Source organism: Lactonifactor longoviformis DSM 17459 (assembly GCF_900129135.1).
GTDB classification, from domain to species: Bacteria; Bacillota; Clostridia; order Lachnospirales; family Lachnospiraceae; genus Lactonifactor; species Lactonifactor longoviformis.
In genome coordinates, this window is the sequence record NZ_FQVI01000006.1 from 138,481 (window position 1) to 152,790 (window position 14,310).

Sequence of the window (14,310 nt, forward strand, 5' to 3'; positions counted from 1 at the left end):
GAATACTGGAAATATATAAATTATTTTAACCCAATCGGTATTACAATGCAATTGATAATTTTTGTCACTGTTGCACAAAAGCGATTTTTTTCAAAAATGCTACTGGACAAATCAGGAAAGGACGGATATAATAAAAATCCAATACAGCAGTAAAGTCTAAGCTGTATTTCTATCAGGCCGTTCGGCCGCAATTTCCAACTATCAAGAAAATTTCACAGGAATCGAGGTGAATGCGTGACACTGCAGGTATGTCTTATTTTGCTGCTCTCCGCCGGGGCTGTGGTTATGGATCTGCTGGGGGAAAGGATATGGAATCCATGGATCTGGCTGGGCTGGGGAACAGGGGTTCTTTATCAATTTCTGCTGCAAGGGAACAGGGGGATTCTGACCTTTTTATCCGGCGGGCTTCTTCCGATACTTCTTCTTTTCCCTCTGTTTTATTTCCGCATGCTGGGGGCCGGTGATGTTAAGCTTCTCTCGGCGCTGGGGGGCCTTTTGGGCGTCAGGGGGATCCTTTCCGGCCTGGCCTGGTCCTTCCTCTGGGGCGGGCTCTTAAGCGGAGCATTTCTCATAGCCTGCGGCAATGCCGGAGAGAGAATGGCATACCTGGGGCAGTATCTGAGGGACTATATGAGAACCGGAGAGAAAAAGCCCTACTACCGGAGGGGAAGCCGGCCGGAGAATATTCACTTTACTGTTCCCATATTGCTGGGAATGCTGATGTATGCGGGAGGTTACTATTGAGAAAAAGTATTTTTGCGGTATGCGATCTGGAAGTTTCGTATGCCTGTCACTTTATGGAATATATGAACCAGAAAAAGAACACCCCCTTTGAGTTCCAGGCGTTTACCAATGTGGATAGCCTGTGTGCCTACGGGGAGAGCCATCCCATAGAGATATTGCTCATATCCGACAAAGCCATGTGTCCCAGGGTAGAAGCCATCTCCCCGGGGAAAATCATGATATTATCCGAGGGAGTCCACAGTCCCGGTCTGGATCAGTACCCCAGTGTGTACAAGTACCAGTCCTCAGATGCTGTGATAAGGGAGGTTATGGCCTGCTACGGAGACAGCTCACCAGAGCCTCTGAAGGTGCAGGTTATGAAACGGCGCACAGCCATTATAGGTGTCTATTCCCCTCTGGGGAGAGTCCTGAAAACATCATTTGCACTGACTCTGGGCCAGATACTTGCCCGGGAACAGGCAGTCTTATATCTGAATCTGGAAGAATATGCAGGGTTTGAGGGTCTGTTTGAACGGACCTACGAGAGGAATCTTGGCGACCTGATCTACTATCTCAGACAGGGAAATCCCAATCTGGTATTTAAACTGAACAGTATGGTGCAGACAATCAACAACCTGGATTATCTGCCTCCGGTACAATCTCCGGGGGATATCCGCAGCACGTCCTACGAAGAATGGACGGAGCTTATCCGGCAGATTGTTGAGAACAGCGCCTACGAGGCTGTCATCATTGACTTTGGGGACGGGGTTGACGGCTTATACCGTCTTCTGGATCTGTGCAGGCGCATCTACATGCCGGTGCTCCGGGATGCCATGTCCCAGGCAAAGGTTCTGCAGTTTGAGAAGCTGCTCAGCCTGTGGGACTGCAGGGAGGTCCTGAGAAAGACGGAAAAGATCACCCCGCCCTTTCACAATTATTTCGGCAGGGGAGAAGAGTATGTGGCTCAGCTGATGTGGAGTGAGCTGGGTGACTATGTGAGAGAGATTCTGCGGGGAGGGAAGCTGTATGAGGAATAGAGAGGCCCTGCGCCGTGAGCTGCTGGAGCAGATCGAGCACATGGGTGCCTGGGAGGCAGAAGATCCGGAGATCCTTCAGATGATTGACGAGCTGGTTCTGGAACACGGGAGAAAAGAATGCTGGAGTCTGGAAGAGAAGCAGGAAATCCGCCAGGAGCTTTTCTACTCCGTCAGGAAGCTGGATGTGCTTCAGGAATTGGTGGAGGATGATGAAGTAACGGAGATTATGGTGAATGGGTGGAAGCAGATTTTCGTGGAGCGGAGGGGGAGAATCACGCTGTGGGAGAAAACCTTTACCTCCCAGGAAAAGCTCTGGGATGTGATTCAGCAGATCGCAGCAGGCTGCAACCGGGTGATTAACACTTCCAGACCTATTGTGGATGCCAGGCTGAAAAACGGTGCGCGGGTAAATGCTGTTATTGAGCCGGTGGCTCTTAACGGTCCCATCCTAACAATCCGGCGGTTTCCGGATCGCCCCATTACCATGGAGGATCTCATTGCCGGGAACAGCATTACCCGGGAAGGGGCCGAATGCCTGATACAGATGGTCAGGCAAAAGCATTCTATGCTCATCGGAGGGGGAACCGGGGCAGGAAAGACCACTTTTTTGAACGCCTTGTCCTGTTATATTCCTTCGGAGGAACGGATCGTCACTATTGAGGACAATGCGGAGCTGCAGATACAGGGGATCGCGAATCTGGTGCGGCTGGAGGCAAAGCTTTCCAATCTGGAGGACAGCCCGCAGATTACTATAAGGGATCTCATCAAAACAGCTCTCCGGCTCCGGCCTGACAGAATCATTATCGGGGAGGTGAGATCCTCCGAGGCGGTAGATCTCCTCCAGGCGGTGAACACAGGCCATGAGGGAAGTCTCTCAACGGCCCATGCCAACAGTGCCGCTGATATGGTAAGCCGTCTGGAAACTATGGTGCTCATGGGGATACAGCTACCCCTGGAAGCCATCCGGCGTCAGATCGCAGCAGGCTTTGACATCCTGATCCATCTGGGAAGGATGCCTGATAAGTCCAGAGCCGTGCTGGAGATCACGGAAATTACAGGCTTTTCCCGGGGAGAGGTCTGCCTTCATCCGCTGTTTATCCGGCGGGACAGCGAAAGGCTGGAAAAGGTGGGGGAACCCATGGGAAAAAGGAAGGGCGGCATATGAGAATACAGTACGATTCCTATGCCTACTCCCGAAAAGAACTGCTGAAGTACACCGGAATCAGCGGATTTTTGTGTATTGCGGTGAATCTGCTGTTCTATCAGTCAGTCTGGGCATTTCTGCTCATATTTCCCATTACTTTTTATTATCTGAGAGAAAAGAAAAAAGAACTTATCAAGGCCAGAAGGCAGAGGCTGCATTATCACTTTAAGGATGCTCTCGGCTCTTTAGGAGCGGCGCTGCGGGCCGGGTATTCTATGGAAAACGCCATAGGGGAAGCCTGTGGAGATATGAGACGGCTGTACGGGGCCGGGGATGAACTCACCAGAGAGCTGCAGTATATGCAGGCACAGCTTCGCAATCAGGTCCCCCTGGAAAAGCTTCTGGCGGACTTTGGGGAGAGAAGCCAGGTAGAGGATATCTATAATTTCTCCCAGATCCTCTCTGCGGCCAAACGTACAGGGGGGAATGTCACAGGGGCGCTGGAAAAAAGCGCCAGAGTGCTGGAGGGAAAGATTGAGATAAAAAAGGAAATTGACGCGGCCATTGCGGCCAGAAAGCTGGAACAGAAAATTATGAGTATTATGCCGGCCGGTATAATCGTATATATGCAGGCGACATCCCCCGGATTTCTGGATGTTCTTTACCGGAACCCGCTGGGAGCCGGAATTATGAGCGGCTGCCTGCTCACTTATCTGGCTGCGTATCACATGGGAAGGAAGATGGTAGAAATTGAAATATAAAACCCCGGTACTCATTGCCGCAGCAGGTCTTCTACTGGGATGCGGCATCGGCATATATGAGGGAAGAGCGCGGGCCTGGAGCCAGGAAGATTATTTTCAGAGAAATACATACGGGGGCGGAGCGTATACGGAAGAGATGGAGGCACAGATCGACGGGGAAAAAAAGAAAGTTGAGGTAACGGTAGAGGAGAAAAAGTACAGCAGAGGGGAAGCAGAGAGGCTTATGCAGGAGACTGCGGAGGCGCTGGACGTGGAGATTCTGGGGGATAACCAGTCTATGGATGAGATAAGGAAGCCGATGCATCTTCCGGAACACGTCGGGGATTCTCCCGTGGCAATCTCCTGGATTACGGACAGTCCGCAGATCCTGGACTGGGAGGGTGCCCTTGGGGAGGAGATCCCTCAGGAGGGAGTCTTTGTCACGATACAGGGCGAACTGTCCCTTGGGGAGAGCCGGCAGCTGTATGAGCGGCGGGTAAAGGTATTTCCCGAACAGCTTTCCCGGGAAGAGCAGACCCTGAAAAAGCTGCAGGAGAGCATTGAGAAGGAAAACCAGGGGGAGGATACAGGCCGGCTTTATCTCCCCGGGAAGGTGGAAGGCAAAACGATCCGCTGGATGAGAAGTTCTTCCCATACAGGGCTATGGGTGATTTTCTTTGCCTTACTGTCAGCGGTTCTTGCCGCCGCCCGCCAGGAAGAGCAAAAGCACAGAAAGGAAAAAGAGCGCAGGGAGCAGCTGCTTCGGGACTACCCGGATATTGTTGGCAAGCTGGTGCTTTTTCTGGGGGCAGGAATGACCATAAAGGGGGCGTTTACCAGAATCGCCGCAGATTACCGAAAGTGGGGGCAGTGCGGATCCCGGCCGGGATATGAGGAGATGGCGGCAGCCTGCAAAGAGATGGAAGGAGGCATCTCTGAGGCAGAGGCTTACCAGCGGTTTGGGGCAAGATGCCGTCTTCCCTGCTACAGAACCCTGGCGACCCTGCTTTACCAGAATCTGAGAAAGGGCGGGCGGGGACTGCTGGAGCTTCTGGAGCGGGAGGCGGCGGAGGCGGAGGACGACCGCATCCGAAACGCCAGAATTAAGGGAGAACAGGTATCTTCCAAGCTGTTGCTGCCTATGTTTCTCATGCTTCTGGTTGTTCTGGTGATTCTTATGGTACCTGCGTATCTGACATTTTATTGAGAAGAAAGGGGGTGAGAATATGAGTGAATGGAAAGCTTTTTTACAGGAAGAGGACGCCATTGGGGTGGTAGAGATAATCCTGATCCTGGTCGTTTTAGTGGGGCTTGTGGTAATTTTCAAAAAGCAGCTTACCAGTCTGGTAAACAACATTTTGTCTAAGATTACAAAAGAAAGCAACAATCTTTAGCCTTAAGGGCCGGAAGGAGGACTGGAGTGTGAAAGCCAAGGGTAGTATTACAATTATGCTGTGTCTCACCCTGACGATTATGACTGCACTGGTTGGGGCTTGCTTCCGTTCGGTACAAAATGCATCTGCCAGGGCAGTTGCGGCCGGCGGGGCGGATGCGGCTCTCTATTCCCTTTTCGGGGAATATGACAGAGAGCTGCTGGAGCGCTACGATCTGTTTTTTCTGGACGGGGCCTACGGGGGGAGCAGTCTGAAGCTGGGAAAGGTTACAGACCGGATCACCTATGGGATGGAAAAAGTGCTGGAGACGGATCTTATGAAGACTTCGGTGAGGCAATGCGGGCTTACCGCTTACTGCCTGGCTACTGACAGCGGCGGCGAATCCTTTCGGAGACAGGCGGCCGCATGGGCCAGAGACTCTCTGGGAAGCCAGGCAGTCTCCCGCCTCCTGAAACAGGCAAAGGGGGAAAGTGAAACAATCAGAGCATTGGAAGAGAGGGGGGAAAACCTACAGGAGGGGGAAACACTGGAGGAATATGACAGGATGCTGGAGGCGTCCCGGGAGGCAGATACCGGGGAGGCCAAAAGCGCTGAGGAAGAGGCAAGGCCGGTCCCGGGGGATGAGAATCCTATAGAGATATTCCGGCAGGTGAAAAAGATGGGGGTTCTGGGGCTGGTAATCCCTGACAGCAAGGATATCTCTGAAAAACAGGCAGAGATATCCGGATTCCTGTCCCGGCGCACCCTGCTACAGGGGCTTGGAAATTCCAGGGGAAGGCCGGAGGATGCCGGAGGGAGCGAGAATCTGCTCTATCAGGAATATGTCCTGAAGAAGATGGGCAGTTACAGCGAACCCTGCAGAGAAGGGGATTTGTCTTATCAGGTGGAATACATTCTGGCAGGACAGAGCAGTGACCAGGAGAATCTGAGAAGGGTAGTGCAGCGGCTGCTTCTCATCCGGGAGGCTGCAAATTATGCCGCTATTTACACAGATCCGGTAAAAAGGGGACAGGCTGCTTCTCTGGGGCTTACCCTGGCATCCGCCGCGGGGGTCCCGGCAGGCCAGCAGCTGGCAGAGACATTGGTGATTCTGTGCTGGGCTTACGGGGAGAGCCTGCTGGACGTGCGGGATCTGCTGGCCGGGGGCAGAGTCCCCCTGGTAAAGAACCAGGGGCAGTGGAAGCTGTCCCTGAATAATCTCCCTCATATTCTGGAACTGCTTCGGGAGGAAGGGGGAACGGGTACGGAGGGCATGGAGTATAAAGGATATCTGCGGGTCCTGCTGTACCTGAGCCTGGAAAAGGAAGATACGGAGGTATACAGGTGTATGGATATGGTGGAAAATGTTATTAGAAAGACAGAGGGCAAGGGAGGCTTCCGGCTGGATCAGTGTCTGGAATCGGCGGAGGCAGAGCTTATACTCACTGGTCCCCAGGGGCAGGAATGGAGTCTTATAAGAAGCTATGGATACGATATGAGGGGGGAATAGAAGGATGCCTTTTTCCTGTGAAATGCAAAACAATACAAATAAAAAAATAACAAAAAATCACTCTCTTCAGGTAAATAAGCCTCTGCTGTCCCCGGCAGAGGACACATGCAGGAAGCAGGGGAAGGCATCCTTGTGCTCCCTGTCAGGAAGCATGACCATAGAGTGTGCGGCCGCTCTCCCCATGTTCTTTTTGGCAATGGTGATTTTAATCTGTTTTCTGGATGTTATGAGGGTTCAGGTGATAGTTGCCTCCTCTCTCTGCCAAAGTGCAAAAGAGCTGGGGATGTACGCCTATGCAGGAGAGAAAACCGGAAAGGGTTCCCCGGTGGGGAGGGTAACGGAGGCGGTCTGCATGGCCTATGCCAAACAAAACCTGAAAAAACAGCTGAAGGGGGAGAGGCTTACAGGGATTGAGGGAAAGTCTGGCGGAATCCGTATACAAACCTCATCCATGGATCACGGACAGATTATCCTGCGGGCGGAATACAGGTATCGGCCGTCGGCCGCTATCATCCCTGTTCTGCCGGTAACACTTACCTGCACGGGCTATGCAAGAGCCTGGACAGGGTATGAGAAGGACATGGATTTTGAATCAGAGGGGGAAGCGAATGTAATGGTTTACATAACGCAAAATCAAGAGGTATATCATGTGCGGGAAGACTGTTCCTATCTGGATCTTTCCATTCACTATATTGGAAGCGGGGGCCTGGCGTCTGCGAGAAATGAATACGGGGAAAAGTACCGCCCCTGTGAAAAATGTGTGGGAAAAGGGACCAGCGGAGCAGGGTACTATATTACGGAAAAGGGAGACAGGTATCACAGCCTTAAGACCTGCGGAGGACTTACCAGGACGGTCAGGCTGGTGAAAAAGTCAGAGGCAAGCGATCTCAGGCCCTGTTCCAGGTGCGGTAGCAATGGGCATTCATGAAGCCGCCTGTCTGGTATTTCTCGGGGCTGCGGGCTGGAGGGACTGGAAGACAAGGGAAGTCTCCGGAAGGCTGCTCGCCGCCGCTGCCATCCTGGGGTGCGTGCTCCGATTGAGGATGCGGCTGCATGGATGTGAGGGAGATGGCTTCTGGGCGGCAGGCCTGCTCCCCGGTTTTTTGCTGCTGGCCCTGGGACGGGGAACCAAAGAGGCCATAGGGTACGGAGACGGACTGGCAGTTATCACAGCTGGCATCTATCTGGGGCTTTGGGATACCCTTGAGACTATCCTTTTAGGACTGGTGCTGGCATCCCTGTGGGCCGCCTGCCTTATGGCAGGGAGGAAGAAGGGAAGAAAGGACCGGATACCATTTCTGCCTTTTCTATTCTTCGGACTGGCAGGCAGACTTTTGTACAAAATAGGGGCCGCATAAGGCTCAGGGAAGGGAGACAGGCATGGGCACAGAATATGAACAGACGGGAAGAGAACAGATAAAAGGATATAGGGGGAGTTTTACGGTAGAGGCAGCTTTATGCATGCCCCTGGTTCTGATGGTGCTGACCGTAACCCTGTATCTGTGCTTTTTTGTATACCACCAGGCTTGGTATACGGCCGCCGCCTATGAGGGGGCGGCTAGTGCAGGAACTGCGGCAGCCAGGAATCTTACAGAGGCCCGTCACATAGCTGATTCTAAGATAAAAAGCAGCCAGGGAAACGGCGGGATATTGTCAGGCACTGTGCAGCCCGGGATCAGTGCCGGCAGCAGCCGTATAGTGATTACCTACCGGGGAGGAATCGGCGGACCGTTTCTAAGAACCAAGTGGGAATTTCAGGGGAAGGGAGAAATACATGTGCTCCGCCCTGTAGAATTCATCCGGAAAATCAGAAAGGCGGAGGCATATGCGGGGGGACTATAAGAGGGATCTAAACCATAATTATCTAATCTTTGAGGAGGAGGGGGAGGTGGATACCGCCTCGTATGAGGTCCGCATGATCCTGATGAATTCTATTTCGGGACTGCTTCCCTGTTCGATTCAGAAAATAGACAACCGGACCCTTTTCTATTATGAGATAACCTCCAGGCAGCCCCTTGAGGCGATGTATGGGGAGAAAAAGCTGGGAAGAGATGAACTCTATCCTATCTTAAAAAGTTTGGTGGATACCATCAGAGTGATGCAGGCGTATCTTCTGGATCCCGGGCATCTGGTTTTGGAGCCGGAGCATATTTACATGGAGGCGGGCGGCCAAAGGGCTTATTTCAGCTTTATTCCCGTTCACCGCGGGGATGCCAGGGAGGGTATGAGGGATCTGATGGAATATCTTCTGCCTAAGATAGACCATCAGGACCCGGATGCGGTGAGAATCGGGTATGGAATCTACCACTGCGTGACGGAAGATAATTTTCAGCTGGAACAAATCGAAAAGGAGTTATTTGCTTCTGCGGGCGGGCAAATGGAGGAATCCTCCGGTGAGGCGGAGGCGACTGGCAGCACAGAGGAGGAGGACTATGAGAAAGAGGAGATTTTGCGCCAGATATGCAGGGAACCCCAAGAGGAGGAATTTCAGGAGAATAGGGAGGGAATCAGGACGGCGGCCGTGGTGACCGGAGGAATTTTGACAATTGGGGGTGGCTTTCTGGTGTGGAATTACCGGTACATTCCCTGGAGCTATCTGGCCGCCGGCTTTGGAGGTCTGCTTGCATTGGCTGGAATTGCCGGCCTGATCTGGTACCGCAGACGTAAGAAAGAACTGTTATCTCCTGGGGAAGAGACAGAAGGAAAGCCGGAGATCCTGTCAGATAATCCGATCCCTTATCCGAATGCAGGACCCGAGGCAGGGAAAACCGGAAGACAATCCCGGGAGTTCTCCGGAGAGGAAACCAGTCTTTTGACCGGGAAGGAACAGGCGGGGAACCACTGTCTGCGGGGAAAGGACAACAGCGGCGGGACACTTATCAGACTGGATGAGGGGGTTATTCTGGTGGGCAAGATGGCGGAGGCGGTAGATTACTGTATACCCCTGTCTACCGTGAGCCGTATCCACTGTAAGCTTGAAGTGACGCGGGGCGCCTGCCTGATACAGGATCTGAATTCCAAAAACGGAACGTATGTCAACGGAAGACTTTTGGAAAGCTGTGAGAAATATCCGCTGCAGGAACATGATGAGGTTAGAATTGCAGATGTGACTTTTTATTATGAATAGAGTGGGGCGTGCAGGTTGCATTCCCGGCGTAAAAGCTATATAATGTTCCCATGTCAGGAGGAGAATTTATCCATGAATGAATATTATTATCCCCCCCAGGGGCCATCCAGGCTGGACGAACTGAAGATTCAGGTGCAGAAAAGAAAGCCCGTACTTATAAATACTCTGATGATTGGGGTCAATATCCTGGTATTTCTTCTGGTTGAGGTGACAGGTTCTTCCGGGGACACCATGCATATGATTACGTGGGGGGCCGCCTTTCCGCCTCTGATCCAGGAAGGAGAGTATTACCGGCTGTTTACCTGCATGTTTCTGCATTTTGGTTTTGCACATTTGGCAAATAACATGATTGTACTGGGGTTCCTGGGCGATAACCTGGAGCGGGCAGTCGGAAGGGTCAGATACCTGATTATCTATATTCTGGGCGGTATAGGTGCCAGCTATATCTCGTATTATACAGAGATATCAGGCAGCAGCGGGCGTATCAGCGTATCCGCAGGAGCCTCCGGCGCTATCTTTGCGGTGATCGGGGCTATGCTTTATATTCTTATCGTGAATAAAGGCAGGCTGGAGGATCTTACCACACGCCAAATGGTAGTGCTTGCAGGTCTGACCTTATATCATGGATTCATCAGCGCAGGCGTGGATAACGCCGCTCACGTAGGCGGGCTGATCTGCGGATTTGTACTGGGCGTGCTCCTTTACCGGAGAAAAAAAGTAAATATTATGTAGGATTAACAGATGGGGAGAATGACAGAGATTGTCGTTCCTTCACCTTCTGTGCTGTCTACCTGGATGGTACCGTTATGGGCTTCTATTACACCTTTTGCGATTGAAAGTCCCAGTCCGGTACCATCCTTTTTGTAGGTGACAAAGGGCTTGAAAAGTTCAGACATATGCTCCGCAGGTATGCCCTTTCCGGTATCGGAGATCTGTATAGTGATATCGGAACCGTCAGTCTCCAGGCTAATGGTGATAGCTCCGTGTGTTCCTATGGCTTCGTGGGCATTTCGGATGAAATTGTAAAATGTTTGTTGCATTTTTACCGTATCCAGGGGTAAAGTAGGAAGAGCGGTTTTCTTTATGAGCTGAATGGTTATCTGATCCTGTTCCAGAGTCGGACGGGCGGACTCTACGATTTCCGACAGGATGGCGTAAATATTTGCTTCGCTTCTCACCACCCGGTTCGAATTATTATAAGAGGACAGCTCATCCAGCAGAGAACGGAGAAACTGCATGTTGTCCATGACCTTCTTCCAATAGTCATCGCCGGACAGTTCAGGATAGCGTACCTCCAGTAACTGAAGGAAACTGTTAATTAATGTAACAGGGTTTCGTATCTCGTGAGAGATTTTGGAAATGGTAAATTTGTGGTTGTCTTCCAATTCAGATAGGAAACGTCTAATATCTGGATTTTCCCTACAAATTTCTTCAATAGTTTCTGATTCGCGCACTTTTAACATAATTTTGCACCTCCTGTTACAGTGTATCATCAGACTTTGTAAATATCAAACAATATTGTATTGCAAAAACTCGTAAAATACGACAAAATAAAAAGAAACAAATATATAACAAAAGGAGGAGACATTACTATGTCAGAATGTATATTTTGTAAGATTGCAAATGGGGAAATTCCCTCCGCTGCATTATTTGAAGATGAGAAATTCAGAGTTATCCTGGATCTGGGTCCTGCCAGCAGGGGCCATGCGCTGATTCTGCCGAAGGCGCACTACGCAGATATTTATGAGATACCGGGAGAACTTGCAGCGGAGGCAATGGTGCTGGCAAAAAAGATGGCAGTAAAAATGACGGAAGTTTTAAAATGCGACGGATTTAACATTGTACAGAATAACGGGGAGGTAGCGGGGCAGACAGTTTTTCACTTTCATATGCATTTAATCCCGCGGTATGAAGGTGACAACGTTGCTCTTGGATGGAAACCAGGCAGCCTGACGGAGGAAGACAGGGAGAGTATACTTGCTGCCTTTCAGAAAAAGTAGGTCTTATAAAGGAAACCAGAAAAGATGGATAATATTAACAAGAAGTTACAAACGTTGTATGACAAGTACTGGAGTCTGGCCACTAAGGTAGCGAATAATGTGATACATGATTACGGCTGGTCTCAGGATATATGCCAGGAAGTTTTTGTATCTCTTTACCAGCTGGTAGAAAGGCAGGAATTAAACGATGACTTGATAAAATACTGGCTGATTGTGACTACAAAACACAAAGCAATTGATTACTGCAGGAAAGCATACAGGAAGTACGAAACGGTAGGTTACGAGTATGGTGAGAATGAATCCCAAGAGGATGCGAATGTGAGGAGAAGCCATCATGCCAGAGCCTGTTATGTAGAAGATGAGATGGCAGACGACTACATCAAGAAGGAATTTATCAACGAAATGATGAAAGATCTCGAAGAGCATAATAAGAATTGGCATGAGATTATCGAGAAAAGTTATGTGGAACAAAAAGATGCCACGGAAATTGCCGGAGAGCTGGGTATCACAGTAGAAAATGTGAGAACCAGACTCCACCGGGCAAAGTCATGGACGCAAAAGCGGTATCAGTCGGAATATGACAGGCTTTAATTCACAGCATCCTCAATTAAATCTACAATATGCTTGATAGAATCGATATGATTGCTCTCTGACATAGCCTCCATATAAGAATGGCGGTTGCCGTATAATTCCCGGATGGAGAAGAGCAGCGTTTTATCTGTAATCTCTTCTTCTTCCAGAACCATACTGTAACCCAGTTTTTCAAAGGAACGTGCGTTTAATATCTGGTCGCCTCTGCTTGCTTTGGCGGACAGAGGAATCAAGAGATTAGGCTTATTGAGTGAACTGATTTCACAGATCGCATTGGCGCCGGCTCTGGAGATTACCAGATCAGCCAGGGCAAACAGGTCAGCCAGTTCTTTTTTGATGTAATCATACTGAACATAGCCTTTTGTTCCCACAAGAGACTCATCCAGCTTTCCTTTTCCGCACAGGTGGATGACCTGGAATTCTTCCAGAAGCTCCGGGAGGATTCTGCGGATACAGTCATTGATGGCGGCAGCCCCAAGGCTTCCTCCGATTATCATAATTACAGGCTTCTCTTCAGTGAGGCCGGTAAAGGCACGGGCTCTTTTTACATCCCCGGAGAGTAATTCCTGGCGGATAGGAGTACCGGTAAGGACAGCTTTGTTGGCGGGAAGTTCATTTACTGTCTCAGGAAAGTTGCAGCACACTTTAGTGGCAAAGGGAATGCAAATCTTGTTGGCCAGACCGGGAGTCATATCAGATTCATGGATAAAGGTGGGGATTTTTTGTCTGCTTGCGGCTATAACAACCGGCACAGTGACAAACCCTCCCTTGGAGAATACCACGTCAGGTTTCAGCTTTTTCAGGAGCCGGGCCGCTTCTCCATATCCTTTTACAACCTTAAAGGGATCGGTAAAATTCTTAACGTCAAAGTACCGCCTTAATTTACCGGATGAAATCCCATAATAAGGAATATCCAGTTCTTCGATGAGTTTTTTTTCGATTCCGTCGTAAGAACCGATATAGGAAATAGTGTAGCCCAATTCCTGTAAACTGGGAATCATGGCGATATTTGGTGTTACGTGGCCGGCGGTTCCGCCGCCCGTGAGAACAATATGTTTCATGTATTTCCTCCTAATATCAAGCAAAATAGTAACTATAGATTAATATGATACACTTGCAAAAAAAAGTCAAGGAAAGATAAGGGTTTCATGAGTAGATTTGAGAAATTATCACAGGAAAATAACAAACCGAAAGCAGAGGCCTCAGAGGAGATTTTTATGACTAAAAGTGAGATAGAAGCTCTTCGGGAAGAGGCTGAACAGATTGAACGAGAATTAAAAGAGGACCCGTTCATAGACAGTATGGATCCTCCCAAAGAGCTGTATAACAAGATTGTGCAGGAACTGAAAGACAAAGGCATATACCATGAAGACGAAGATGAGGTTAGCGAAGAGAAAGAAGAGGTGGTAGAGAAAAAGAAAAAAGTGGTATTCTATTCCAGGTGGAAGCGGGCTGGGAAATGTGCAGCTATTGTTTGCCTTACTATGTTAGGAGTATTTGGGGTTGCTATGACTAGTGAGGCGAATAGGGTGTACGTAATTCAAAAGGTAGAGGCTTTATTTGCAAATGATGTTAACATAAAAGTTAATAACAATAAAGACAGTAGACAAAGTAACCTTTCCGAAACGGAAGCTCGCGAGGCAATTATTGAGGAATTAGAGGTCGAAGTTCCTAAACTGATGTATGTGCCAAGGGGCATGCATTTCATAGACTATCAGATGGATAAAAGTAGTGGGATAGCTCTTATGCAATATTTATATGAGGATGAGGTGCTTAGTTTTTATATTTCTAATAATGAAAAAGAAAAGGCTGAATTTTCAACATATGATGGCAAATTAATTGAGTCCATAGAAATAGAAAAGGCTAATCTGGAGATAGAAATATGGGAGATATTTGATAGGAAAGATAATTATTCAAGCTATATGGCACAGTGGGAACATAAAAATTGCTATTATGAATTAGCAGGAAAAGTAGATAAAGATAATTTTATAGAAATTATTAAAAAAATAACTTATTAGGTGTCACGTCTGAGCATTTTGATACGTATTCTTAATAGTTACAAATT

17 protein-coding genes are annotated in these 14,310 nt (G+C 49.3%); 15 read left to right on the forward strand and 2 right to left on the reverse strand.

Translation table 11 applies throughout. The annotated features are described in order from the left end of the window. The first annotated feature begins 234 nt into the window (after positions 1-234). The 12 genes from BUA56_RS08100 to BUA56_RS08155 all read left to right on the forward strand — a co-directional run bounded on the left by BUA56_RS08100 (position 235) and on the right by BUA56_RS08155 (position 10,386). Positions 235-744 carry a prepilin peptidase gene (locus tag BUA56_RS08100; protein WP_242946740.1) on the forward strand — a complete coding sequence of 170 codons (510 nt, stop codon included), beginning with the start codon at positions 235-237 and terminating at the stop codon, positions 742-744. Next, positions 741-1,760, forward strand: coding sequence for a P-loop NTPase family protein (locus tag BUA56_RS08105; protein WP_084067777.1), 1,020 nt, complete (start codon positions 741-743; stop codon positions 1,758-1,760). Before BUA56_RS08100 ends, BUA56_RS08105 begins: the two co-directional genes overlap by 4 nt. Then, complete coding sequence (locus tag BUA56_RS08110; RefSeq protein WP_072850699.1) at positions 1,750-2,925, forward strand: TadA family conjugal transfer-associated ATPase; 1,176 nt, start codon at positions 1,750-1,752, stop codon at positions 2,923-2,925. The genes BUA56_RS08105 and BUA56_RS08110 overlap by 11 nt, the downstream gene beginning before the upstream one ends. Beyond that, positions 2,922-3,665 (forward strand): type II secretion system F family protein, encoded by a 744-nt coding sequence (locus tag BUA56_RS08115; protein WP_072850702.1) that lies wholly within the window; start codon positions 2,922-2,924, stop codon positions 3,663-3,665. Before BUA56_RS08110 ends, BUA56_RS08115 begins: the two co-directional genes overlap by 4 nt. Further along, entirely contained in the window at positions 3,655-4,851 is a 1,197-nt protein-coding gene (locus tag BUA56_RS08120) for a type II secretion system F family protein (protein ID WP_084067779.1), read from the forward strand. The genes BUA56_RS08115 and BUA56_RS08120 overlap by 11 nt, the downstream gene beginning before the upstream one ends. A 19-nt stretch (positions 4,852-4,870) precedes the next feature. Next, positions 4,871-5,038 (forward strand): Flp1 family type IVb pilin, encoded by a 168-nt coding sequence (locus tag BUA56_RS08125; RefSeq protein WP_072850704.1) that lies wholly within the window; start codon positions 4,871-4,873, stop codon positions 5,036-5,038. Between the two features lie 28 nt (positions 5,039-5,066). Beyond that, complete coding sequence (locus BUA56_RS08130) at positions 5,067-6,527, forward strand: DUF5702 domain-containing protein (RefSeq protein ID WP_072850706.1); 1,461 nt, start codon at positions 5,067-5,069, stop codon at positions 6,525-6,527. A gap of 22 nt (positions 6,528-6,549) precedes the next feature. Beyond that, complete coding sequence (locus tag BUA56_RS08135) at positions 6,550-7,455, forward strand: hypothetical protein (RefSeq protein WP_207650923.1); 906 nt, start codon at positions 6,550-6,552, stop codon at positions 7,453-7,455. Beyond that, positions 7,442-7,885: a prepilin peptidase gene (locus tag BUA56_RS08140; protein ID WP_072850708.1), complete on the forward strand. Its 444-nt coding sequence runs from the start codon at positions 7,442-7,444 to the stop codon at positions 7,883-7,885. Before BUA56_RS08135 ends, BUA56_RS08140 begins: the two co-directional genes overlap by 14 nt. Positions 7,886-7,907: 22 nt before the next feature. After that, positions 7,908-8,369, forward strand: a complete 462-nt coding sequence (locus BUA56_RS08145) for a TadE family protein (protein WP_072850710.1) — start codon at positions 7,908-7,910, stop codon at positions 8,367-8,369. Continuing rightward, positions 8,353-9,654 (forward strand): DUF6382 domain-containing protein, encoded by a 1,302-nt coding sequence (locus tag BUA56_RS08150; protein WP_072850712.1) that lies wholly within the window; start codon positions 8,353-8,355, stop codon positions 9,652-9,654. Before BUA56_RS08145 ends, BUA56_RS08150 begins: the two co-directional genes overlap by 17 nt. Before the next feature lie 72 nt (positions 9,655-9,726). Further along, the gene (locus BUA56_RS08155) at positions 9,727-10,386 is read left to right on the forward strand and encodes a rhomboid family intramembrane serine protease (protein WP_084067783.1); all 660 of its coding nucleotides are present in this window, start codon (positions 9,727-9,729) and stop codon (positions 10,384-10,386) included. A gap of 2 nt (positions 10,387-10,388) precedes the next feature. Here the strand turns inward: BUA56_RS08155 and BUA56_RS08160 are convergent, their stop codons facing one another. Next, positions 10,389-11,039 (reverse strand): sensor histidine kinase, encoded by a 651-nt coding sequence (locus BUA56_RS08160; protein WP_207650924.1) that lies wholly within the window; start codon positions 11,037-11,039, stop codon positions 10,389-10,391. A gap of 207 nt (positions 11,040-11,246) precedes the next feature. Between BUA56_RS08160 and BUA56_RS08165 the strand changes: the two genes are divergently transcribed. Both BUA56_RS08165 and BUA56_RS08170 read left to right on the forward strand, forming a co-directional pair. Next, a complete protein-coding gene (locus BUA56_RS08165; protein ID WP_072850717.1) occupies positions 11,247-11,654 on the forward strand; it encodes an HIT family protein in 408 nt (135 codons plus the stop codon). A gap of 24 nt (positions 11,655-11,678) precedes the next feature. Next, positions 11,679-12,245: an RNA polymerase sigma factor gene (locus tag BUA56_RS08170; RefSeq protein WP_072850719.1), complete on the forward strand. Its 567-nt coding sequence runs from the start codon at positions 11,679-11,681 to the stop codon at positions 12,243-12,245. Here the strand turns inward: BUA56_RS08170 and BUA56_RS08175 are convergent. Then, the gene (locus BUA56_RS08175) at positions 12,242-13,306 is read right to left on the reverse strand and encodes an undecaprenyldiphospho-muramoylpentapeptide beta-N-acetylglucosaminyltransferase (protein WP_072850721.1); all 1,065 of its coding nucleotides are present in this window, start codon (positions 13,304-13,306) and stop codon (positions 12,242-12,244) included. The genes BUA56_RS08170 and BUA56_RS08175 overlap by 4 nt on opposite strands. A gap of 87 nt (positions 13,307-13,393) precedes the next feature. Here BUA56_RS08175 and BUA56_RS08180 point away from each other — a divergent pair, with 87 nt between their 5' ends. Then, positions 13,394-14,263: a DUF4367 domain-containing protein gene (locus tag BUA56_RS08180; RefSeq protein WP_072850723.1), complete on the forward strand. Its 870-nt coding sequence runs from the start codon at positions 13,394-13,396 to the stop codon at positions 14,261-14,263. Positions 14,264-14,310: the final 47 nt, after the last annotated feature.